Annotated in this window: 21 protein-coding genes and 1 pseudogene; 18 read left to right on the top strand and 4 right to left on the bottom strand. The window is 63.0% G+C overall.

Going from position 1 to position 21,569, the window contains the following annotated elements; genetic code table 11:
* The first annotated feature begins 17 nt into the window (after positions 1-17).
* Together AC1VON_RS02170 and AC1VON_RS02165 are read left to right on the top strand one after the other, a co-directional pair.
* The gene (locus AC1VON_RS02170; RefSeq protein WP_483120267.1) at positions 18-746 is read left to right on the top strand and encodes a class I SAM-dependent methyltransferase; all 729 of its coding nucleotides are present in this window, start codon (positions 18-20) and stop codon (positions 744-746) included.
* Positions 747-868: 122 nt separating this feature from the next.
* Positions 869-1,639, top strand: a complete 771-nt coding sequence (locus AC1VON_RS02165) for a sulfite exporter TauE/SafE family protein (protein ID WP_483120266.1) — start codon at positions 869-871, stop codon at positions 1,637-1,639.
* Between the two features lie 41 nt (positions 1,640-1,680).
* Here the strand turns inward: AC1VON_RS02165 and AC1VON_RS02160 are convergent, their stop codons facing one another.
* The gene (locus AC1VON_RS02160) at positions 1,681-2,229 is read right to left on the bottom strand and encodes a DUF2269 family protein (RefSeq protein WP_172348123.1); all 549 of its coding nucleotides are present in this window, start codon (positions 2,227-2,229) and stop codon (positions 1,681-1,683) included.
* A 333-nt stretch (positions 2,230-2,562) separates the two neighbouring features.
* On the opposite strand from AC1VON_RS02160, the gene AC1VON_RS02155 reads away from it, so the two are divergent.
* The 6 genes from AC1VON_RS02155 to AC1VON_RS02130 all read left to right on the top strand — a co-directional run bounded on the left by AC1VON_RS02155 (position 2,563) and on the right by AC1VON_RS02130 (position 7,232).
* Entirely contained in the window at positions 2,563-2,943 is a 381-nt protein-coding gene (locus AC1VON_RS02155) for a hypothetical protein (RefSeq protein ID WP_172348124.1), read from the top strand.
* Between the two features lie 381 nt (positions 2,944-3,324).
* Positions 3,325-3,858, top strand: a complete 534-nt coding sequence (gene rcdA, locus AC1VON_RS02150; protein WP_172348125.1) for a protease adaptor protein RcdA — start codon at positions 3,325-3,327, stop codon at positions 3,856-3,858.
* A 96-nt stretch (positions 3,859-3,954) separates the two neighbouring features.
* A complete protein-coding gene (gene ruvC / locus AC1VON_RS02145; RefSeq protein WP_056575418.1) occupies positions 3,955-4,464 on the top strand; it encodes a crossover junction endodeoxyribonuclease RuvC in 510 nt (169 codons plus the stop codon).
* 13 nt (positions 4,465-4,477) lie between these two features.
* Positions 4,478-5,098, top strand: coding sequence for a Holliday junction branch migration protein RuvA (gene ruvA, locus AC1VON_RS02140; RefSeq protein ID WP_056575421.1), 621 nt, complete (start codon positions 4,478-4,480; stop codon positions 5,096-5,098).
* 43 nt (positions 5,099-5,141) lie between these two features.
* Positions 5,142-6,179: a Holliday junction branch migration DNA helicase RuvB gene (ruvB, locus tag AC1VON_RS02135; RefSeq protein ID WP_010912034.1), complete on the top strand. Its 1,038-nt coding sequence runs from the start codon at positions 5,142-5,144 to the stop codon at positions 6,177-6,179.
* Between the two features lie 156 nt (positions 6,180-6,335).
* Positions 6,336-7,232 (top strand): metallophosphoesterase, encoded by an 897-nt coding sequence (locus AC1VON_RS02130; RefSeq protein ID WP_483120265.1) that lies wholly within the window; start codon positions 6,336-6,338, stop codon positions 7,230-7,232.
* 65 nt (positions 7,233-7,297) lie between these two features.
* On the opposite strand, the gene AC1VON_RS02125 is transcribed toward AC1VON_RS02130, so the two are convergent.
* A complete protein-coding gene (locus tag AC1VON_RS02125; RefSeq protein WP_483120264.1) occupies positions 7,298-8,548 on the bottom strand; it encodes a glycoside hydrolase family 5 protein in 1,251 nt (416 codons plus the stop codon).
* A gap of 179 nt (positions 8,549-8,727) precedes the next feature.
* Here AC1VON_RS02125 and ybgC point away from each other — a divergent pair, with 179 nt between their 5' ends.
* The 10 genes and pseudogenes from ybgC to ftsH all read left to right on the top strand — a co-directional run bounded on the left by ybgC (position 8,728) and on the right by ftsH (position 19,318).
* Positions 8,728-9,198 carry a tol-pal system-associated acyl-CoA thioesterase gene (gene ybgC, locus AC1VON_RS02120; RefSeq protein ID WP_172348128.1) on the top strand — a complete coding sequence of 157 codons (471 nt, stop codon included), beginning with the start codon at positions 8,728-8,730 and terminating at the stop codon, positions 9,196-9,198.
* A gap of 440 nt (positions 9,199-9,638) precedes the next feature.
* Positions 9,639-10,349, top strand: coding sequence for a protein TolQ (tolQ, locus tag AC1VON_RS02115; RefSeq protein WP_172348129.1), 711 nt, complete (start codon positions 9,639-9,641; stop codon positions 10,347-10,349).
* Between the two features lie 10 nt (positions 10,350-10,359).
* A complete protein-coding gene (gene tolR, locus AC1VON_RS02110; protein ID WP_172348130.1) occupies positions 10,360-10,812 on the top strand; it encodes a protein TolR in 453 nt (150 codons plus the stop codon).
* Between the two features lie 7 nt (positions 10,813-10,819).
* Positions 10,820-11,977 (top strand): energy transducer TonB family protein, encoded by a 1,158-nt coding sequence (locus AC1VON_RS02105; protein ID WP_483120263.1) that lies wholly within the window; start codon positions 10,820-10,822, stop codon positions 11,975-11,977.
* A gap of 42 nt (positions 11,978-12,019) precedes the next feature.
* Positions 12,020-13,330: a Tol-Pal system beta propeller repeat protein TolB gene (gene tolB, locus AC1VON_RS02100; RefSeq protein ID WP_056575446.1), complete on the top strand. Its 1,311-nt coding sequence runs from the start codon at positions 12,020-12,022 to the stop codon at positions 13,328-13,330.
* Positions 13,331-13,369: 39 nt separating this feature from the next.
* Positions 13,370-13,830: pseudogene (locus tag AC1VON_RS02095) on the top strand (four helix bundle protein).
* A 159-nt stretch (positions 13,831-13,989) separates the two neighbouring features.
* Positions 13,990-14,496, top strand: coding sequence for a peptidoglycan-associated lipoprotein Pal (gene pal / locus AC1VON_RS02090; RefSeq protein WP_172348133.1), 507 nt, complete (start codon positions 13,990-13,992; stop codon positions 14,494-14,496).
* Positions 14,497-14,719: 223 nt separating this feature from the next.
* Entirely contained in the window at positions 14,720-15,835 is a 1,116-nt protein-coding gene (gene ybgF, locus AC1VON_RS02085; RefSeq protein WP_483120262.1) for a tol-pal system protein YbgF, read from the top strand.
* A 58-nt stretch (positions 15,836-15,893) separates the two neighbouring features.
* Complete coding sequence (tilS, locus tag AC1VON_RS02080) at positions 15,894-17,267, top strand: tRNA lysidine(34) synthetase TilS (protein WP_483120261.1); 1,374 nt, start codon at positions 15,894-15,896, stop codon at positions 17,265-17,267.
* A 122-nt stretch (positions 17,268-17,389) separates the two neighbouring features.
* On the top strand, positions 17,390-19,318 hold the full coding sequence (ftsH, locus tag AC1VON_RS02075) for an ATP-dependent zinc metalloprotease FtsH (RefSeq protein ID WP_172348136.1): 1,929 nt from the start codon (positions 17,390-17,392) through the stop codon (positions 19,316-19,318).
* Positions 19,319-19,687: 369 nt separating this feature from the next.
* Here the strand turns inward: ftsH and AC1VON_RS02070 are convergent, their stop codons facing one another.
* Together AC1VON_RS02070 and AC1VON_RS02065 are read right to left on the bottom strand one after the other, a co-directional pair.
* A complete protein-coding gene (locus AC1VON_RS02070; protein ID WP_172352829.1) occupies positions 19,688-20,140 on the bottom strand; it encodes a hypothetical protein in 453 nt (150 codons plus the stop codon).
* Between the two features lie 243 nt (positions 20,141-20,383).
* Positions 20,384-21,226 carry a hypothetical protein gene (locus AC1VON_RS02065; protein WP_483120260.1) on the bottom strand — a complete coding sequence of 281 codons (843 nt, stop codon included), beginning with the start codon at positions 21,224-21,226 and terminating at the stop codon, positions 20,384-20,386.
* Positions 21,227-21,569: the final 343 nt, after the last annotated feature.

The raw sequence follows: 21,569 nt of genomic DNA, 5'->3' as shown, positions 1-21,569 counted from the left end.
GAGACGAGGAAGAAAACATGGCGCAAAATATCTACGACCAGCCGGAGTTCTTCGCGGGCTACAGCCGGCTTGGCCGGTCGATCGAAGGCCTGGACGGTGCCGCGGAATGGCCGGCGTTGCGCGCGATGCTCCCTGAAGCCGGCGGCCTGCGGATCGTCGACCTCGGCTGCGGTTTCGGCTGGTTCTGCCGCTGGGCGCATGAGCACGGAGCGAGCCACGTCCTTGGGCTGGACCTGTCGGAGAAGATGCTGGCCCGGGCAAGAGCCGCCGGCCCGGACACCGGCATCACCTATGAGCGGGCCGACCTCGACCAACTCAGCCTGCCGCCAGGCGGATTCGATCTCGCCTACAGCTCGCTTGCCCTCCACTATGTCGAGGATGTCGCGCGCCTGTTCAGTGCGGTGCATCAGGCCCTGTCGCCCGGCGGGCATTTCGTCTTCTCCACCGAACATCCGATCTACATGGCCCCGACCAGGCCGGGCTGGGTGGTCGACGAGGAAGGCCGCAGGACATGGCCTGTCGACCGCTATCTGGTGGAAGGTCCGCGCGAGACAGACTGGCTGGCCAAGGGCGTGGTGAAACACCACCGCACCATCGGCACGACGCTCAACGCGCTGATCAAGTCCGGCTTCACGATCAAGCATGTCGAGGAGTTCCGCCCCACGGATGCGCAGGTCGCGGCCAAGCCCGACCTGGCCGAAGAACTCGAGCGGCCGATGTTCCTGCTGGTCTCGGCGCGCCGATAGGATAGTCGAGAGGACAAGGGCGTCATTGGCGAGACGCGCCATGCCTGGATTTGCTGTCGCTCCGCTCAGAATTCTGGGCTATTCAGGCGGTGACGCACTTTCCCTCCAGACCAGTCCCTCCCATGTCAGGCCTGCTTCTCGATCCGTGGTTCTACGCGGCCGCCGTTCCGGCGGTCATTCTGGTCGGGCTGTCCAAGGGCGGTTTCGGCGGCGCTGTCGGTTTCGTCGGCGTGCCGCTGATGGCGCTGACTATTCCGCCGGTGCAGGCGGCCGCCATCCTGCTGCCGATCCTGTGCCTGATGGACATCGTCTCGGTGTGGACATGGTGGGGCGTTTACGACCGCAAGATGCTGGCCGACATGATGCCGGGCGCCGTCATCGGCATCGGCCTCGGCTGGCTGACGGCGGCACTTGTCACCGAGGAGGCGGTGCGGCTCATCGTCGGCGCCGTCGCCATCATCTTCGTGCTGCGCTGGCTTTATCTGCAGTTCCGCCACGGCTCCGACCATGCCGCCGAACCCAATCGTGTGGCCGCCGCGATCTGGGGTACGGTCGCCGGTTTCACCAGCTTCGTCGCCCATGTCGGCGGGCCGCCTTTCCAGGTCTATGCGCTGCCGATCCGCCTCGACCCCAAGGTGCTGTCGGGCACGGCCGCGATCTTCTTTGCCGCGACCAATGCGTTGAAGCTCATCCCCTATTTCGCGCTCGGCCAGTTCGACACCGCCAATCTGACGGCGTCCGCCGTGCTGATGCCCCTGGCGCCGCTGTCGACCATCGCCGGCGCCTGGCTGGTGCGGCGCATGCGGCCGGAGATCTTTTATCCCTTCACCTACGCGACAGTGGCCGTCGTGGCGGTCAAGCTGCTGTGGGACGGCCTCGCCGGCCTGATGTAGCAGGCGAGGCGGCTGCCCAGCCGCTCTCGCCATCAAGGGGATCAGGCGGCGCTGGGCACGAGGCGGTTGCCGCCAAAGGCCAGCGTCGCGCCCATCGCTATGACCAGCGCCATGCCGGCGAGGATGCCGATGTCATGCGTGGTCGGCTTGAGCACCATGTCGGCGACGATCACCAGCATCACCGCATAGTCGAAGCGCGCCGCGCTCATCATGCGCTGGCCAATGGCAAGCACAGCCGGCGTGACGCCCTCCTTGGCGATCATCGCGCCCATGCGCTCGCCGGTCGGCTTGAAGATGAACATGCCGATCGAGAAGGTCGTGGCGTAGCCGACCAGGCCGATGATGATCCACAGGTCGGAGAAGCCGACCCAGAAGCCACACATGATGAGGCCGAAGATCAGGGTGAGCATCGACATCGGCGCGAAGAAACACCCGCCCAACTGCCCGCTGGCGCGCATCGCCTGAAGCTTGTCCGCGATGTTGCCGGCGCGTTCGGCAAGAACGCCGAGCAGGAACAGCACGAAGCCGCCTCCGAGCCACAAAATGGCAGAGACGATATGGAGAAATTTGACGATCGAATACCAGTCCATCGGTTGCTCCTGGGGTATTTCTGGTGGTTTTGCGGCGGAGCGGATATTCGCCTGCCGTCAGAGGAGCGGGCGTTTAGCGTGGCGCCTGTTTCGGAACGATGTCGCGAAAAAACAGCTTTTGTTTCGGCGGTTTTCGGCCAGCGCCGGCTCTCAGCATCCACCGATGCGCGGTTCATTTTCTGCTATCGTGAAAAGTGCGGGAGGGGGCGGCGCGACATCGTCCAGAAACATTGCCGATGCTAGTGCGCCGAGCCGGAAGCCCGGTGGCGACAGAAATCGCCTGACGATCAACCCATTCCCGAAAACGGGAAAAGGCAATTCGAGGGGACAAGCATGCAAGGGGTAGCACGGAATTTCTTTACGCTGGCCATCATCTATTCACTGTGCGGCATGGCGCTCGGCATTCACATGGCCATCAGCGAAGACCATGGCCAGATGCCAACCCACGCCCACACGATGGTGGCCGGCTGGCTGATGTCGGCGGTCTTTGCCTTCTTCTATCATCTGTTTCCGGCTGTCGGGCAAAAGATGATCGCCGTCGTTCACTTCTGGCTGACGGCAATCAGCGGGATCGGGCTTATGATCGGCCTCTACATCCTGCTTGCCGGCAATCCGGCAATCGAACCTCTGCTGGGGATCGCTTCGATCGGCTTCTATGCAGGCATGCTTCTGTTTGCCTTCATCTCCCTGCCGGTGGTCTGGAAGAAGGCCTGAGCAGGGCGGGAACTGACCTCCGGCCTGTGCTGTTACGGCACAGGAATCGGGTGTTCGATCAAAAAACTTCGGGGCTGTTAAAGGTTCATTAAGCTTTACAGGCGTTTACTATGTGCATCCAGTGATCTGGATTCTTACCGAGTGGTTGGAGCCACTTTGTTTGACGCCTCCCTGTTAAACTCCTGAGAGCCGCCTTATCCGCGGCTCTTTTTTTGTCCGCATTCCGGCGGCACCTCGCGCGGCGGATGGCTGTTAACCTTCTGTTAAACATGTGCTTGCCTTCACCCCCTGCGAAGCGCATTTTCAAGCTTCAGTTATATAGGGTGCCGGGTGTATCGGCAGTGAGCCGAATCGACCGGTCGCAAGTGCAGGGGCGTATCAATGAACGAGCCTTCGAAGGGCAGTGCGAAAACCGTGAAGCTGGCGGAACGCCGGGTTTTTTCGCACTCCTTCAAACCGCTTTACCAGGAAGGCATGGGACTGGTCGAACAGGCGGCGGAATATCTCGATGGCAAGGGCCGCGCCGAGGCCAAGAAACTGTCGCGGCTGGCGGCCACGCTCTACGCGGCCGAATCAATGCGGCTGACCACCAGGCTGATGCAGGTTGCCTCCTGGCTGCTTTTGCAGCGCGCGGCGAATTCGGGTGAAATGACCCGGGACCAGGTTGCGTCGGAAAAATCCAAGGTCCGCCTCGATACCGCTTCCGCGCATGACGAAGCCGCCGGCTGGGCCGAACTGCCCGAGGATTTCCTCGACCTCGTCAACCGCTCGCTTCGCCTGCAGGCACTGGTGCGCCGCATGGATGACGAAATATACGGCGACGGCTCCGTGGTCGACATGCAGCCGTTGAGCCGCCGGCCCAATCCGGTTTCGGATCAGATCAGCCTGCTCAATACGGCGTTCGCCCGCAACTAGGCGACTTCGGAATTTTTTCCGGCTCGACAGGTCACTGTTTCCGGTTTGTTCACATTTCGCTGGCATCGCTGTCCGCCCAAGGGGTAAAGTTACCGAATGGGGGACGCGATTCGCATCATTGGCATCGATCCGGGGCTCAGGCGCACCGGATGGGGCATCGTCGAGAGCCTCGGCAATTCCTTGCGCTTCGTCGCCTCCGGCACCGTGCGCTCCGAGGACAAGGCGGCGCTGGCGACGCGGCTATGCCAATTGCATGACGGGCTCGCCGAAGTCCTGCATGCGGCAATGCCGCATGAGGCTGCCGTCGAACAGACCTTCGTCAACAAGGATGCCGTGGCGACGCTGAAGCTCGGCCAGGCGCGCGGCATCGCCATGCTGGTGCCGGCGCGGGCCGGCCTCGTCGTCGCCGAATATGCGCCCAATGCTGTCAAGAAGGCGGTGATCGGCGTCGGCCATGGCGACAAGAAGCAGATCCACATGATGGTGAAGGTGCTGCTGCCGAAGGCGACCTTCGATACCGAACATGCCGCCGACGCGCTGGCCATCGCGATTTGCCACGCGCATCACCGGCAGAGCGCCGCCTATCGGATGGCGCTTGCGTCATGAGAGGCTGTTGGAAATGATCGGCAAGCTCAAGGGCACGCTGGACGAGATCGACGAGGATCATTGCCTCGTCGACGTCCATGGCGTCGGCTACGTCGCCTATTGCTCGGCGCGCACGCTGGCCGCGCTGCCTTCGCCCGGCGAGGCGGTGGTGCTGTTCATCGAGACCTATGTGCGCGAGGACATGATCCGGCTTTATGGCTTCCAGTCGGCGCTCGAGCGCGAATGGTTCCGGCTGTTGATGAGCAATGTGCAGGGCGTAGGGGCCAAGGTGGCGCTGGCCATCCTGTCGACATTGGCGCCGGCCGACCTCGCCAATGCGATCGCGCTGCGCGACATCGCCATGGTTTCCCGCGCCCCAGGCGTCGGCAAGAAGGTGGCCGAGCGCATCGTCACCGAATTGAAGAACAAGGCGCCGGCCTATGCGGGTTCGGCCTCCGGGACCATCGGCCTGAAGCAGGAGCTCGGCGAAGGCGTGGCAGCCGCGCCGATCACCGACGCGGTTTCGGCGCTGGTCAATCTCGGCTACTCGCGCGACACCGCTGCCAATGCGGTTGCCGCGGCGCTGAAGACGGCGGGCGAGGACGCGGACGCCTCGAAGCTGATCCGCTTCGGGCTGAAGGAACTGGCGCGGTGAGGGCTCGCTTGTCCGGTCCTCTGCCTTATGCGAGGAAGGCAGCATGAGCCTTTCGCCCCGTCTCATTGCTCCGGAAAAACGCGGCGAGGATGCCGACCAGACCTTGCGGCCGCAAACGCTTGCCGACTTTGTCGGCCAGGCGGCGGTGCGGGCCAATCTCAAAGTGTTCATCGAGGCCGCCAAGGGCCGTAACGAGGCGCTCGACCACGTGCTGTTCGTCGGGCCGCCGGGGCTGGGCAAGACGACGCTGGCGCAGATCATGGCGCGCGAACTTGGCGTCAATTTCCGCTCCACATCCGGTCCGGTCATCGCCAAGGCCGGCGATCTTGCCGCACTGCTTACCAATCTCGAGGAAGGCGACGTGCTGTTCATCGACGAGATCCATCGGCTGAACCCGGCGGTGGAGGAAATCCTCTATCCGGCGATGGAGGATTTCCAGCTCGACCTGATCATCGGCGAGGGCCCGGCGGCGCGTTCGGTCAAGATCGACCTTGCCCGTTTCACCCTGGTCGCGGCCACCACGCGGCTTGGCCTGCTCACCAATCCGCTGCGCGACCGGTTCGGCATTCCGGTGCGGCTCAACTTCTACACGGTCGAAGAGCTGGAGCAGATCGTGCGGCGCGGCGCCCGCATCCTGCAGATGCCGCTCGGCGACGATGGCGCGCTGGAGATCGCGCGGCGCGCGCGCGGCACGCCACGCATCGCCGGACGGCTGTTGCGCCGCGTGCGCGATTTCGCCTCGGTCGCCGGCGACGGTCACGTCGATCGCCTGATCGCCGACGAGGCGCTGACACGGCTGGAGGTCGACGCGCTCGGCCTCGACGCGCTCGACCGCCGCTACCTCTCCATGATCGCGCGCAATTTCGGCGGTGGACCGGTCGGCATCGAGACGATCGCGGCCGGCCTGTCGGAGCCGCGCGACGCCATCGAGGACATCATCGAGCCCTATCTGATCCAGCAGGGCTTCATCCAGCGCACGCCGCGCGGCCGCATGCTGACGGCCAATGCCTGGCGCCATCTCGGCCTCGACGCGCCGAAGGACCTGGCGCAGCAGCAGATCAACCTGTTCCAGGAAGAGTAGGGACGCAGGCCATCAGGCGCTGGTTCCCGGTCCAGCGATCAAGCATCCGTGAATGCGCGAAATCTGCTCGCCTTTGCCGATTTGCCGGCGCAATCGTGGATTTTATCGGCGCTGTCTCGCGGCATGCCGCCGCGGTGCATGTGCCGGAGCCACGGAATGATAACCAGACGCGGGTTCCTGCGCTTCATCGGCGGGTCTTTCCTGACTGCTGTCGCGCTTGGCGCCTATGCGGTCGGCATCGAGCCGATGCTGCTGGCGCATGTGAAGCGCTATGCCCTGACGCCGCCGCACTGGCCTGATGGCCTGAAGCTGCGGGTCGTGGCATTTGCCGACATCCATGCCTGCCGGCCCTGGATGACGCAGGAACGAATTGCCTCGCTCGTTGACGATGCGAACGCGTTGCAGCCCGACCTGATCGTGCTGCTTGGCGACTATACTGCGGGCATGCCCCTGGTGACGGGGCCGGTTACGCCGTCGCAATGGGCGTCCGCGCTGTCGGGCCTCAAGGCGCCGCTCGGCGTGCTGTCGATCCTTGGCAATCACGATTGGTGGAGCGATGGCTTCGCGCAGCGCGCCGGAGCCGGGCCGATCATAGCACGCAAGGCCTTGGAGAAGGTCGGCATCCCGGTGCTGGAGAACGATGTCGTGCGCCTGGAGAAGGATGGCCATGGCGTCTGGATCGCCGGCCTGGCCGACCAACTGGCGTTGCTGCCGGCCAGGAAGGGCGACCCGTGCAAGGGGCTCGACGATCTCGACGGCACGCTGGCCAAGGTCGGTGACAGCGCGCCTGTCATCCTGCTCGCCCATGAGCCGGATATTTTTCCCACCGTGCCATGGCGCGTCTCGCTGACCCTGTCGGGCCATACCCATGGCGGGCAGGTGCGGCTGTTCGGCTATTCGCCCGTCGTGCCGTCGCGCTTCGGCAATCGCTATGCCTATGGCCATGTCGTCGAGAACGACCGCAATCTGATCGTCTCGGGCGGGCTCGGCTTCAGCATCATGCCGGTGCGTTTCGGCATGAGGCCGGAAATCCTGCAGATCGACCTCGGTTGACTTGAATACAGCACTAACTCTTTGTTTTAACGCAATTCCCAGGAAAGCATTTTCCCGGAATTGCCCTAGTGAAGTGACCGGATCACATCCATCACGTCCGGCTCGGCCTTGTCGCCGTTGAAGGCGTCGACGATGCCGAAGGCGCCGCCATAACTCCACACCGACCATGAGAAACCACGCGCCTCGGCGCGCGCGATCATGTCCTTGACATAGGCGGCGCGGTATTCGGCCGGCATCACATAGGCATTGCCGTATTCCTGGCGGATCATGCCGAACTCGCCCAGCGTGATGTTTTCCGGCTTGATGCCGTTGGCCTTGGCCCACGCCTCGACCCTGCTGAAGGGCGCATCCATCAGACCAAGCAGCTTGGCGGGACTGTCCATGCTGGCGACCTGCTCGTCGAGATATGCAAGCAGGCCGCTCTGCCGTGTCCACGGCGCCTCGGCCTTGATGCGGGCGCGGATGGTGTCCAGCGTCACGTCTAGCTGCGCCTTGGGCACTGACGTCAGCGGATAGGGCAGGCCTGTCACATAGGGAATGAAGTCGCCGGCCCAGGTCGCACCCTGGTGGGTGAGCAGGAATGGATCATAGGAATGGAAGGTCCAGATGACGTTGTCGTCGGGAATCTCCTTCGGATCGATCTTCTCCAGGGACGAGGCGGCGGAATAGCAGGCGCCGGTCAGCACCAGGGTCAGCTTCGTCGCCGACGATCGCGCCGCGGCGAACAATTTCCGCTGGCGGTCCGGCCACAGGCTGGTGCCGGCGCTGTCACAATCGACGATCGGTTCGTTCATCGGCTCGAAGGCAACCTTCTCGGGATCCTCGCCGGCCAGGGTGCGGGCCATCTTGCGTATCATGTCGACATAGCTGTCGAAGGTCCGCGGATCGTCCATCACCTCGGCCATGCCGATCTTGCGGCTGCCGCCGGCCGGGATCAGGTGCATGTCGACGATCACCTTGAGGCCGGCGCGGTTGATCATGCGCACCGAGTCCAGCACGCCGGCATAGAGGTCGTCACGCAACGCCGTTGTCTGGTCGGACAGGAAAGGCGAGGGGTCGACCGGCATGCGCAGGAAATCGAAGCCCGCCTCCTTGAGCGCCTTGAGATCGTCCTCCTTGAGGAATTTGCGCCATTCCGGATAGGGCAGTATGGCCTTGGCATCGCTCCACTGATCCTCGCCCGGCCAGGTGACCCACTGGTCGAGATTGAGGCCGCGCTTCATAGCAAATGTCGCAGCCTGGCCGGGCACCGCCAAGGCCGCCAGCACCAGCAGCGCCGCCATCAAACTCTTGATCATCGCCGTCAACAGTGCCATCCGATGTCAGATCAGGATGACGTTTGGTTGAACCGTCTTCCTGATCTATTTCTTTCTGGAGCATGGTCTCTGGACAAACGGAAACCGTTTGTCCGAAAAAACCGGTTTCCACTTTTCGGGATCATGCTCTAGGTCACGCGCGGAACTGGTGCCTCGCCGCGACTGAAAAAGGAAGCGCAATGGGCGATCATGGTGAATCGGCGACGCTGCTGGCCGGCCTTTCCGGCGCGCTGACGACGTTTGGCCATCGGCTGATGGCGCGGGTCTATTATGCCGACACCGATTTCTCGGGCGTCGTCTACCATGCGCGCTATCTCGAATTCCTCGAGCGCGGCCGCTCCGATTATCTCAGGCTCACCGGCGTGCATCACACCGAACTCGCCGACGGCAAGCATGGCGAGAAGATCGTCTGGGTGGTGCGCCGCATGGAGATCGACTTCCGCATCCCCGCCCGCATCGATGACATCCTGACCGTCGACACCCGCACCGACACCATTTCCGGCGCGCGCATCTTCATGGCGCAGCAGCTCAAGCGCGGCGACGAGGTGCTGGTCGAGGCCAGGGTCGAGGCGGCGATCATTGGCGAGAATGGCCGGCCGAGACGCTTTCCCAAGGAATGGGTAGCGGCCTTCATGCCCAAGGTGGGCTGATATTCAGGTGATGCCGGCCTGCAAACGACTGATACCTGCGCTTCCCCGTTCTACTGCGTCGCAGTAGAACTGAGCTTACGTACCCAAAAGTACGCTCCGCTCCGGTTCTCGGTGTCAGCCGTTTTCGACTCGGCCTGACCTGAATCTCAACCCACCTTTGGCGGCGGATGAGTTGGCCAGGCCGGTCTCGGTGATTGATGGGCGCGGCAATGCGCCGCGCCTAATTCACTAACCCATCCTTAAACCCATCCTTAACCATAACGGTTCATGAAGAGATTGGTGAAGATTGGCGCCATCCAACGCCTTCCTTTCACCAATATTTGCCCTGAAAAGGCCGCTAACGGCACGGTTTGGGGTGTCCGGTAGCTTCGTGCGAACCGACCACAAGGGATGCCAGGGGCCAGCCGCCAGCTTCGCCCGGAAATCTTAAGGACGTAACGATGGAAAATATCGCACTCGCCGATCCGGGCGCGCAATTGTCGATTTGGGCGCTGTTCATGCAGGCCAGCTGGGTGGTCAAGCTGGTCATGATCGGCCTGCTTTGCGCCTCGGTCTGGACCTGGGCGATCATCATCGACAAGCTGGTTTCCTATGGCCGCATGCGGCTGGCGCTGAACCGATTCGAGCAGGTCTTCTGGTCCGGGCAGTCGCTGGAGGAGCTCTACCGCACGCTCGCCGACCGCAAGACGTCAGGCATGGGCGCCATTTTCGTCGCCGCCATGCGCGAGTGGAAGAAGAGCTTCGAGAAGGGCGCCAAGACGCCGCTCGGCCTGCAGACCCGCATCGACAAGGCGATGGACCTGGCGCTGACCCGCGAGATGGAGAAGCTGGAGGGGCGCCTCGGCTTCCTCGCCACCACCGGTTCGGCCGCCCCCTTCATCGGCCTGTTCGGTACCGTCATCGGCATCATGACCTCGTTCCAGGCCATTGCCGGCTCCAAGAACACCAGCCTCGCGGTGGTTGCGCCCGGCATCGCCGAGGCGCTGCTGGCGACGGCGATCGGCCTGCTCGCCGCCATCCCGGCGGTCATCGCCTATAACAAGCTGTCATCGGATGCGAGCAAGATCGCTGTGCGCATGGAAGGGTTCTCCGACGAGTTCTCCGCCATACTCTCGCGCCAAATCGATGAAAAAGTCGCGCCGAAGGCCTGAGGAGTAACTGATGGGTATGTCCGTAGGCATGGCGGGACGCGGCGGGCGCGGCCACAGGCGGCGCGGCCGCCACCATGGGCTGATGTCGGAGATCAACGTCACGCCGATGGTGGACGTCATGCTGGTGCTTTTGATCATCTTCATGGTCGCGGCGCCGATGCTCACGGTCGGCGTGCCGATCGACCTGCCCGACACACAGGCCAAGGCCATGAATGCCGACACGCAGCCGATCACTGTCTCGATCAATGCCGCCGGCCAGATCTATCTCCAGGAAACCGAGATTCCGATCGAGGAACTGGTGGCCAAGCTGCAGGCGATCTCCAAGACCGGCTACGAGGAACGCATCTTCATCCGTGGCGACAAGGCCACCGACTATGGCACGGCGATGAAGGTGATGGCCCGTATTTCGGCTGCTGGCTACAAGAATATCGGCCTGGTTTCGCTCCAGGAACAGGATCAATAGACGCGAGATGAAGACCGGCCTCACCACATCGGTGATACTGCATACGGCGGTGCTGGCCTTCGGCCTGTTCACCCTGTCGGCGCCGGCCGCGCTGCCGTCCGCCGATGTCGAGTCGGTCGCGGTCGACATCGTGCCGATGGAAGCCATTGCGCAGACCTTGCAGGGCGACAAGAAGGCCGTGATGCATGAGAAGCCGGCGCCGCTGCCGACGCAGCGTCCCGACATCGTCCCGGCCGCCCAGAAGGTTGGTGAAAACAGCGTCGACACCGACAAGCCGATAACGCCGGAGGCCAAGCCGAAGCCCGTCGACACGACCTCGGCTCCGCCGCCCGCGCCGACGCCGAAGGAAATCCCGAAGACCGAGGACGTGCCGAAGCCGCAGGAGAAGCCCAAACCCACTCCGGCGACGGAAGTGGCGCCGGCGCCGCAGCCCAAGGAAGAGGTGAAGCCCGAGCCGGTCAAGCAGACGGAGCCCAAGCCCACGCCGGCCAAGCCGGCACCGACCCCGCCGCCGCAGGACAAGACCGCCGCCATCGACCCGACGCCCGAGGTCAAGCCGGATGCCGTCGCCGAGGCCATAGCCAAGGATCCGCCTACCGAAGAGACGCAGTTGCCGAGCTCGGCGCCGGCGCCGGAAGCACGGCCGAAACCGCAGCCGACACCGGCTGAAAGCGCCAAGGCGCCAGATCGCAAGAATGCCGACAAGCCGGTCAAGGAAGCCTCGTCGAAACCGAAATCAGACGACAAGCAGTTCAACGCCAACGAAATCTCCGCGCTGCTCGACAAGCAGAAGCCATCCGGCGGCGGCGCCAAGCGCTCGACGCAGCAGGCCTCGCTCGGCGGCGACAAGGATCAGGGCCAGAAGCTGTCGAGGTCGGAGCAGGGCGCCCTGGAAAGCCAGTTGGGCGGTTGCTGGACATTGCCGGTTGGACTGGAAGGCTCGGAGAATTTCGTCGTCGTCGTGCGCTTCAACCTGGACAACTCAGGCAAGCTCGACGGTCGCCCATCGGTCGAAAAGTCGAGCGGCAATCGGCAGTTCGATGAAAGCGCGGTTCGCGCGGTTCAGAAATGCGACGTGGCCGGCCTGCAGGTTCCCGCCGGCAAGCAAGACATCTGGAACGACATCCGCGTCACGTTCGATCCAAGAGAGATGCTGGGCCTCTAGGCCCTGACATCCGAAAAAAATCAGTATGAGAAGCGAGAAGACATGAAATCAATCCTCAAGCCGCTCCTGATGATAGCAGCCATGGCCATGGGCATGACGGCAGCCGGCACGCTACCGGCGCTGGCGCTCGTCGAGCTCAACGTCAACAAGGGCAATGTCGAGCCGCTGCCGATCGCGATCACCGATTTCCAGGGCGGCGATGCGCTTGGCGCCCAGATTTCCCAGATCGTCACCGCCGATTTGAAACGCTCCGGCCTGTTCGCGCCGATCGACAAGAGCGCCTTCATCGAGAAGATCACCAATCCGGATGCCGCCCCCCGCTTCGACGACTGGAAGGTGATCAACGCGCAGGCGCTGGTCACCGGCAGCGTCAGCAAGGAAGCCGACGGCCGTATTCGCGCCCAGTACCGGCTTTGGGACACTTTTGCCGGCCAGCAGATGGCGGGCGAGCAGTTCTTCGCCAATGACGCCAACCAGCGGCGCGTCGCCCACATCATAGCCGACGCCATCTACGAGCGGCTGACCGGCGAGAAAGGCTATTTCGACACGCGTGTGGTGTTCATCGACGAGTCCGGCGCCAAGAATGCGCGCAAGAAGCGCCTCGCCATCATGGACCAGGACGGCGCCAATGTCCGCTATCTCTCCGACGGCCGGTCGATCGTGCTGACACCGCGTTTCTCGCCGAACCGGCAGGAAATCACCTATATGTCCTACGAGAGCGGCCAGCCGCGCGTCTATCTCCTGCAGATCGAAACCGGACAGCGCGAACTGGTTGGCAATTTCCCCGGCATGACGTTTGCGCCGCGCTTCTCGCCCGACGGCCAGAAGGTGATCATGAGCTTGCTGCGCGACGACGGCAATTCCAACATCTTCGCCATGGACCTGCGCAGCCGCTCGACGACGCGGTTGACCAACTCGACCGCCATCGACACCTCACCCTCCTATTCGCCGGACGGCAGCAAGGTGGTGTTCACCTCCGACCGCGGCGGCCGCGCGCAAATCTATGTGATGGGCGCCGATGGCTCGGGCCAGACCCGCATCTCCTTCGGCGATGGCGTCTACTCGACGCCGGTGTGGTCGCCGCGCGGCGATCTCATCGCCTTCACCAAGCAGACCGGCGGCGAATTCCAGATCGGTGTCATGAAGACCGACGGTTCGGGCGAGCGCATCCTGTCGTCCGGCTTCCAGCAGGAAGGGCCGACCTGGGCGCCGAATGGCCGCGTCTTGATGTTCTTCCGCGACGCCAATGGCGGACCGAAACTGGTTTCGGTCGATCTCACCGGCCGCAACGAACAGCCTATCCCGACCGCGAACTTCGCGTCCGACCCGGCCTGGTCGCCGTTGCTGGAATAAGAGGGAAATGGAGAATTGAGGAATTGAAGAATTGAAGAGATGGAGAAGGCAGGCAGCTACATAAAGCGTGCGAAGGATCTGGAAGTCTATAAGCGCGCTTATGCGGTTTCTCTTGACGTACATAAAGCTACGCTCGCTTTCCCGCAGATTGAGCAATACGCGCTGGCCGATCAGTTGCGTCGTTCCAGCAAGGGAATCTGCGCCAAGTTGGCGGAGGGATTTGCCAAGCAGACCCACTCCAAAGCCGAATTCGCGCGGTCATTTCAATGGCCTTGGGGTCATGCGGCGAGGTCGAGACGTGGATCTCTTACGCATTTGACCTTGGGTACATCACGCAGGCGCAGCTGGATGAATGGCTGCAATCCTATTCCCAGATCTACGAAATGCTGGTGAATCTGAGAGAAGCTGAAGTGATTTGTCTCTTCAGTTCTTCAATTCGCCAGTTCTCCAATTCCTCATTTTCCATGCATTGGTCGCGTTTTGGCCGCATTTCCGCCTAGGGTCCGCGCCAACTGTGGCCCGGATCAAAGAGGTTGCGGACGGGCAGCTAAACCAATTTTTAACCGTGTTTCTTGAATGCCGGTTAACCCAAACGTGGTTACTGGGTGATCAACGAAATCACTCGAATACGATCACTCGCAATACGAAGGAGAGGCGGCATGGGCCGTATCGCAGCACTTACCACAAACCCGGTCATGATCGCGCTGGTGGCGATGCTCGCCATCACCGGTTGCGCCTCCAAGAAGACTCCGAACAACGCCGCTGAGCTTGGCCTCAACGGCGCCGGTGCTGCAACGCCTGGTTCGGCGCAGGACTTCACCGTCAATATCGGCGACCGCATCTTCTTCGATACGGACTCGACCTCGATCAGGGCTGACGCACAGCAGACGCTTTCGCGCCAGGCGCAGTGGCTGAACCAGTACAAGCAGTATGCCATCGTCGTGGAAGGCCATGCCGACGAACGCGGCACGCGCGAATACAATCTGGCGCTCGGTGCCCGCCGCGCCGCCGCCACCCGCGACTTCCTGGTCTCCAAGGGCGTGGCTTCCAGCCGCCTGAAGACCATTTCCTACGGCAAGGAGCGTCCTGTCGCTGTCTGCGACGACATCTCGTGCTGGTCGCAGAATCGCCGCGCGGTCACCACGCTCAGCGGCGCCGGCTCCTGAGTCGGATACATCCGATCGGCGCGTTGCGAGATGCGCCGCTGTCGAGCGACAAAAATACAACACACCCTTGCGAAAGGCGGCCCTCGGGCCGCCTTTTTCATATCTGGACACCTGAAACAAAATTTGGCCGAAGTCTCGGGCCCTGCTATGAGCCGAGGGCGCTTGGCTGGTCCCACTGTGGTTGGAAGGCGCGAAAAGACTAACGACACACGGCGAGAGGCACATGCATTTGAGATCGGTTCTGAGCGGCACGCTTGCGCTGCTGCTCCTATCAGGCGTCACCGCCCCGGCTAGTGGCCTGGGGGCCAGCGGCACGGGGCAATCAACCGACAGCGGCTTTTCCTTCCATCTGCCCAGCATCGAGCTGCCCAGGCTTTTCGGTGAAAAGAAGAAGCCGGATCAGGTCCAGATGGTGCAGTCCGATCCTACTGCCGTCACCAGCCTGGAAGACCAACTGCGGCAGATGAACGGCAAGATCGAGGAACTGAATTTCCAGGTCCTGCAGATGCAGGAGCAAATCCGCAAGCAGCAGGAAGACAACGAGTTCCGCTTCCAGCAGCTGGAAGGCGGCTCGCAGGGCGGACAGGCACCGGCGGCACCGAAGAAGAAGTCCGACGCCACCACCGACACCAACACCGACGTGGCCGCGGCCCCGGCAACCCAGGCGCCGGCTGATGCCGGCGCCGCCACCGGCAGCGATCAGTCGAGCGGCGGCAAGACGGTTGAGGATGTCATCGTCGAATCACCCGATGGCGATCCCGGCAAGGTGATCCCCGGCACGGGAGCGCCGGAAAAGACCTTTGGTTCGATCACCGTCGACAAGAACGGCAATGTGATCGACGCCAGCGGCAACACCCAGGCAACCGCGCCGGCGCAAGACACCGCCCCGGCCGCCGGCGCACCGGCCAAGGCCGGCAAGTCCGACGGCACGGTGGTTGCAGCACTGCCTTCCACCAACGACCCGGAAGAACTTTACCGCAATTCCTACCAGTTCATCCTGTCGGGCGACTACAGCACCGCCGAACAGGGTTTTCGCGATCATATTTCTCGCTTCCCCCGCGATGCGAAGACGGCGGACGCGCATTATTGGCTGGGTGAATCGCTGCTTGGCCAGCAGAAATACCGCGACGCGGCCGAGGTCTTCCTCGCCGCCAGCAAGGACTACCCCAAGGCCAAGAAGGCACCCGACATGCTTTTGAAGCTTGGCGTGTCACTGGTCGGCCTCAAGCAGCACGACGTCGCCTGCGCTACCTTCAGCGAGGTCGGCAAGCGCTACCCCGATATCTCCAATGCGCTCAAGGAACGGGTCAAGCAGGAGAAAGCCCTGGCTGCTTGCTGATTTTTCTCCCGCATGTCCTATCCCCGGAACCGGGACCACTTTTTGGCGACACGCGTTGATGCTCGAGACCGAGCCTGATCTTTCGACCAGACTTTTTTCGCATATCGATTTTACCCGCGGCGCCGTTGCGGCCGTGTCCGGCGGCAGCGACTCGACCGCCCTGCTCCTCCTCCTCAAACAGCATCTTGACCGAACCGCGCCCTCCGTGAGGCTACTGGCCGTGACGGTCGACCATGGCCTCCGGCACGGTTCGGCGCTCGAGGCGCAAGCCGTGGCGCAGCTGTGCGCCGGGCGCGGCATTGCCCACCGCACCATGGTCTGGGTCGGAAGCAAACCATCGGCCGGCCTGCCGGCGGCGGCGCGCGAAGCGCGCTATCGGCTGCTTGCAGAGGCGGGGCGCGCGCATGGCATCGGCCTGATCGTGACCGGCCATACGGCCGATGACCAGGCCGAGACGGTGCTGATGCGGCAGGCGCGGGATGAGCCCCGGGAGTTTGCCGAAATGGCAGGCCGTGGGCTTGCCGGCATGGCACCGGCCACCCTCTATGACTGGCGCGAATGGATCGTTCGCCCGCTGCTGGGCACGCGGCGCGAGGCGCTTCGCGATTTCCTGCGGCGTGAACATATCGGCTGGGCCGAGGACCCTACCAACATCGACGAGGCCTTCGAGCGGCCGCGGATGCGTGCCTCGCTTGCCGGTGACAGTTTTCGGCGTATGGACGATGCGCTGGCGCTGGCCAACCAGGCGGCTGTCGAACGCAGGCAGATTGGCGAAGGCGCCGCCGATCTGATCCATCGCTTCGCCAGCCAGCCGACCACGGGTCTCATCCGCCTCGACCCGCGCCTGCTTTCGGCCGGCGACGACCGGGCGGCCATCTACGCGTTGCGTATCTTGCTGGCCACCGCTGGAGGCGTCGCCTTTCTTCCGGACCAGGCGCGCAGCGAGGCGCTGTTCGGCCGGTTGAAGGCCGGATTCCTTTGCGCCACATTGTCGCGGACCGTGGTCGATTTCCGGCGCGCCGGCATCTTCCTGCGGCGCGAGACAAGGGGCTTGCCGCCCACCGCCACGGCCATCGACAACACCATCTGGGATGGCCGCCGCCACATCACATTGGACGACAGTTCCGGCGCATTGTTGATCGCACCGTTGGGGAGCGCGGCGACGAGACGGCTGGCAATCGCCAAGGGAGAGACACCGCAAAGCCTGATGCGCGCCGCGTGTGCCGCTGAACCGACGTTGCGGCAAGCCGTTGAAAACGCTGGACCGCGAGGCGACGAGCCGGTCCGCCAAGGGTTCGCGGTGCGGCCGGTCGTTGCTCCCTTTGCCCGCTTCCTGCCGTCCTTCGATCTGGCGCCGGCGCGGGCCGTTGCCGAACTGATCGGCGCGCCACCGCTTCCCGCCCCGCCTTTCAGCAGCCACAGTGCCGGCTGATGGTGGTCGAAAGCTTAACCCAGACGTGCTGTTCTGCTTGGCAAGGGGAGGCGCTCTCCCTATGTTAGGCCCAAGTTTCCTCTCATGATGCTGTCCGTCCGCGGACACCAACGGGACAATTGATGAATCCGAACTATCGCAACCTCGCGCTCTGGGCGATCATAGCGGTCCTGCTCATCGCTCTCTTCAATCTGTTCCAGACGCCGCAGACGCGTGGGGCTTCGAGCGATGTGCCTTATTCGCAGTTCCTGCAGGATGTCGCGGCCGGCCGGGTCAAGACGGTGACCATCGCGGGGGCCCGCATCACCGGCACCTACACCGACAATTCCAGCGGCTTCCAGACCTATTCGCCCGGCGATCCCCAGCTGGTGTCGCGGCTGCAGGACAAGAACGTCACCATCAATGCTCGGCCTGAAACCGACGGTTCCAATTCGCTGTTCGGCTACCTGATCTCGTGGCTGCCGATGATTCTCATCCTCGGCGTCTGGATATTCTTCATGCGCCAGATGCAATCCGGATCCGGGCGCGCCATGGGTTTTGGCAAGTCGAAGGCCAAGCTTCTGACGGAGGCGCATGGACGCGTCACCTTCCAGGACGTCGCCGGCGTCGATGAGGCCAAGGAAGATTTGGAAGAGATCGTCGAGTTCCTGCGCGACCCGCAGAAGTTCCAGCGCCTCGGCGGCAAGATTCCGCGCGGCGTGCTGCTGGTCGGCCCTCCCGGCACCGGCAAGACGCTGCTTGCCCGCTCGGTCGCCGGCGAAGCCAACGTGCCGTTCTTCACCATTTCCGGTTCGGACTTCGTCGAGATGTTCGTCGGCGTCGGCGCATCCCGTGTGCGTGACATGTTCGACCAGGCCAAGAAGAATGCGCCCTGCATCATCTTCATCGACGAAATCGATGCCGTCGGCCGCCATCGCGGCGCCGGCCTCGGCGGCGGCAATGACGAACGCGAGCAGACGCTGAACCAGTTGCTGGTCGAGATGGATGGTTTCGAATCCAACGAAAGCATCATCCTGATCGCGGCCACCAACCGTCCCGACGTGCTCGATCCGGCGCTGTTGCGTCCGGGCCGGTTCGACCGCCAGGTGGTGGTGCCGAACCCCGACATCGTCGGCCGCGAGAAGATCCTCAAGGTGCATGTGCGCAACGTTCCGCTGGCGCCCAATGTCGACCTCAAGGTCGTCGCGCGCGGCACGCCGGGCTTCTCCGGTGCCGACCTGATGAACCTGGTCAACGAATCCGCGCTGATGGCGGCGCGGCGCAACAAGCGCCTCGTCACCATGGCCGAGTTCGAGGACGCCAAGGACAAGATCATGATGGGCGCCGAGCGTCGCTCGTCGGCCATGACCCAGGCCGAGAAGGAGCTGACCGCCTATCACGAGGCCGGCCACGCCATCCTGGCGCTCAACGTGCCGTCGGCCGACCCGCTGCACAAGGCCACCATCATCCCGCGTGGCCGCGCGCTCGGGATGGTCATGCAGTTGCCGGAAGGCGACCGCTATTCGATGAGCTACAAGTACATGATCTCGCGCCTCGCCATCATGATGGGCGGCCGCGTCGCCGAGGAGTTCAAGTTCGGCAAGGAGAACATCACCTCGGGCGCTTCCTCGGACATCGAGCAGGCGACCAAGCTGGCGCGCGCCATGGTCACGCGCTGGGGCTTCTCCGACAAGCTCGGCCATGTCGCCTATGGCGACAACCAGGAAGAGGTGTTCCTCGGCCATTCGGTGGCGCGCACGCAGAACATCTCGGAAGAGACCGCGCAGATCATCGACGCAGAAGTGCGCCGCCTGATCGACGAGGCCTATGTCTCGGCCAAATCCATCCTGACCAAGAAGAAGAAGGAATGGATCGCGCTGGCGCAAGGCCTGCTCGAATACGAGACGCTGTCTGGCGAAGAGATCAAGCAGCTGATCGCGGGCAACAAGCCCTCGCGCGACCTCGGCGATGACACGCCGCCGAGCCGTGGCTCGGCCGTGCCGAAGTCCGGTGGTCGCCGCAAGAAGGGCCCCGAGCCCGAAGGCGGCATGGAACCTCAGCCGTCGAGCTGAGCAGAACGTTGTTGAGTTTAAGAAAACGCCGCGGCCTTCTCCGCGGCGTTCTCGTTTGTGAAGGCACCGCCGTGGTACGCCGGGACCAAGGCCGGCCAATTGTTGAAGTCGGCGCCGCCCCTCATTGCCTTGCCGGGCATTTCTCCCCGTATAGTGACGGGGAGAAAGTAGCTTGCCGCAACGCTGGCGCTTTTTTGCGGCGCTAGTGATTGGCGAAACTATAGATGCGAGCGCCCCTCTCCCCGTCACTATACGGGGAGAGGATGCCGGCAGGCAGGTGAGGGGCAGCGCAAACGCGTGTAGATCGCTCGGCAAAGAAAAAGCCAGCGAACCTTGCGGCTCGTGGGCCTTGTGAGCTATTGCTGCCGATCAGGTCTTCAGCTTGGCATTGCACAGGCTGTAATAGCCGCCACCCTTCTGGATCCACTTGAGGCCGCTCAACGTTCCGGCATCCTTGTTGCTATGGTAGCCTTGGAGGCAGGTCTTCATTCGCGCCTTGGCGGGTTTTTCGGCCTGAAATTCGGCCGCGAGCGTGGTCGGGAACGTCACGCCAGCCGGCGCTAAGGCGGGTGCGGTCGCCGCGCTGGCTTCCTTCTTCGGCTGTTGTGCCGCTTTGGCCGTGTTCGCCTCGGCACTTCCCGTAGCGGACGTTGCGCATTTATCCTTGCGGAAAGCGTTCCAGTCCATGCCGTTCAGGGTACCGCTTTCCTTGGCGGTCCGATAGGTCTCGCCGCATTCCTTCATCGTCATTGCGTTTCCCGGGATGGCACCCCAGGCAATAAAAGTCGTTGCAGCCAGCGCCGTCAATTTCAAGCCAGACATCAAACCCTCCATATCGAGTACAGATTGAACATCTTTTGTATACTTTTTGTTCTTCTTATGTTCAACTAGAATCTTCTGCCTCACCCAGAAAACCTCCCGCACCCGGCTGCCGGGCGTGGGGCGACCACGCTATCGGTTCAAGGCCTTCGCGGTAGCGGAAGCAGGACCATTGAGCTTTCAACGCAACAAAAAGCCCGCGAACCTTGCGGCTCGCGGGCTTTGTTTTTCAGATGCAGCTATCGATCAGCCCTTCAGCTTGGCATTGCACAGGCTGTAGAAGCCGCCGCCCTTCTGGATCCACTTCAGGCCACCAAGCGCGTTGGCGTCCTTGAGGACATAGTATTGGTCGAGGCAGGTGTGCATGCGGCCCTTTCCCGGGGTCTCGCTGGCATATTTCGCCGAGATCGCGGACGGGAAGGTGACGCCCTTGGGGGCAACCGTCGTCGGCTTGGCCGGCTCCTTGGTGTAGCTTGCCTCGCTCGGAGCAGGCACGCTGTCGTCATCCGAGGCGGCGGCGCCGCATTCGGCCTTGCGGAAGTCGTTCCACTTCTGGCCCTTCAGCGTGTTCGCGGTCTTCGCAGCCTGGTACTTGGCGCTGCACTCGGCCATGGTCAGGCCCTTGCCGCCATTGTCGGCGGCAGCCGCGGCGGCCTTGGTGGTTGCCGGCTTGGTGGTGTCGGCGGCGGCGGATGCGCCAGCGGCGCACTCGCTCTTGCGGAAGTCGTTCCACTTCTGGCCGTTCAGAGTGCCGGCGGCCTTGGCCGCCTGGTACTTGGCGCTGCATTCCTTGGCCGTCAGGCCTTTCGCGGCGCTGTTGTCAGCGGCCGCTGCCTTGGCAGCCTTGGCCGGCTTGGTCTCGGCGGCCTTCTTCGGGTCGGCCGGCTTGGTGTCCGTTGTGGCAGCCGCGTCGGTGCCGCACTGCGCCTTGCGGAACTGGTTCCAGGTCGCGCCAGCAAGTGTCCCCGCGTCCTTGGCCGCGTTATATTTCGTGCTGCACTCGGCCATCGTCAGCGCGTTGGCTGGCGCAGCCAGGAACAACGTCGCTACGGCGAGGCCGGTCAGAGTGGCAAGTCGGTGGATGAGCATAGCGTTTCTCCGTTGCTGCAGCCCATTATACGTCCCTGCAAATCAATAACGCTCAACGATCGGTTGCGCCAGATGCTAAGTGAGGTATATATCGCCGGCAGCGCGCTCCTCCCGATAAGGTGATGAAATCATTGCCCCTTGCCGGGTTGAAAACAAGATTTTCCGCGTGCACCTGCGCCGAATAGCTCGCAGAACGGTATGTTGCAGTGCTACAGTGCCATGATGTTATGCTGGGGCGTTGTTGCGTGCAGTGCACAACAAGGATTTTCTAAGGATTGGTAACATACAATCACACAATGTGATCATGGCGGACCTCCCAATTGTGGCATGAGACGCCGGCAAA

This window comes from Mesorhizobium sp. HAY1-8B (assembly GCF_056868045.1).
Note: the sequence above shows the minus strand (reverse complement) of the source record. Positions and strands in the feature narration are given on the sequence as shown.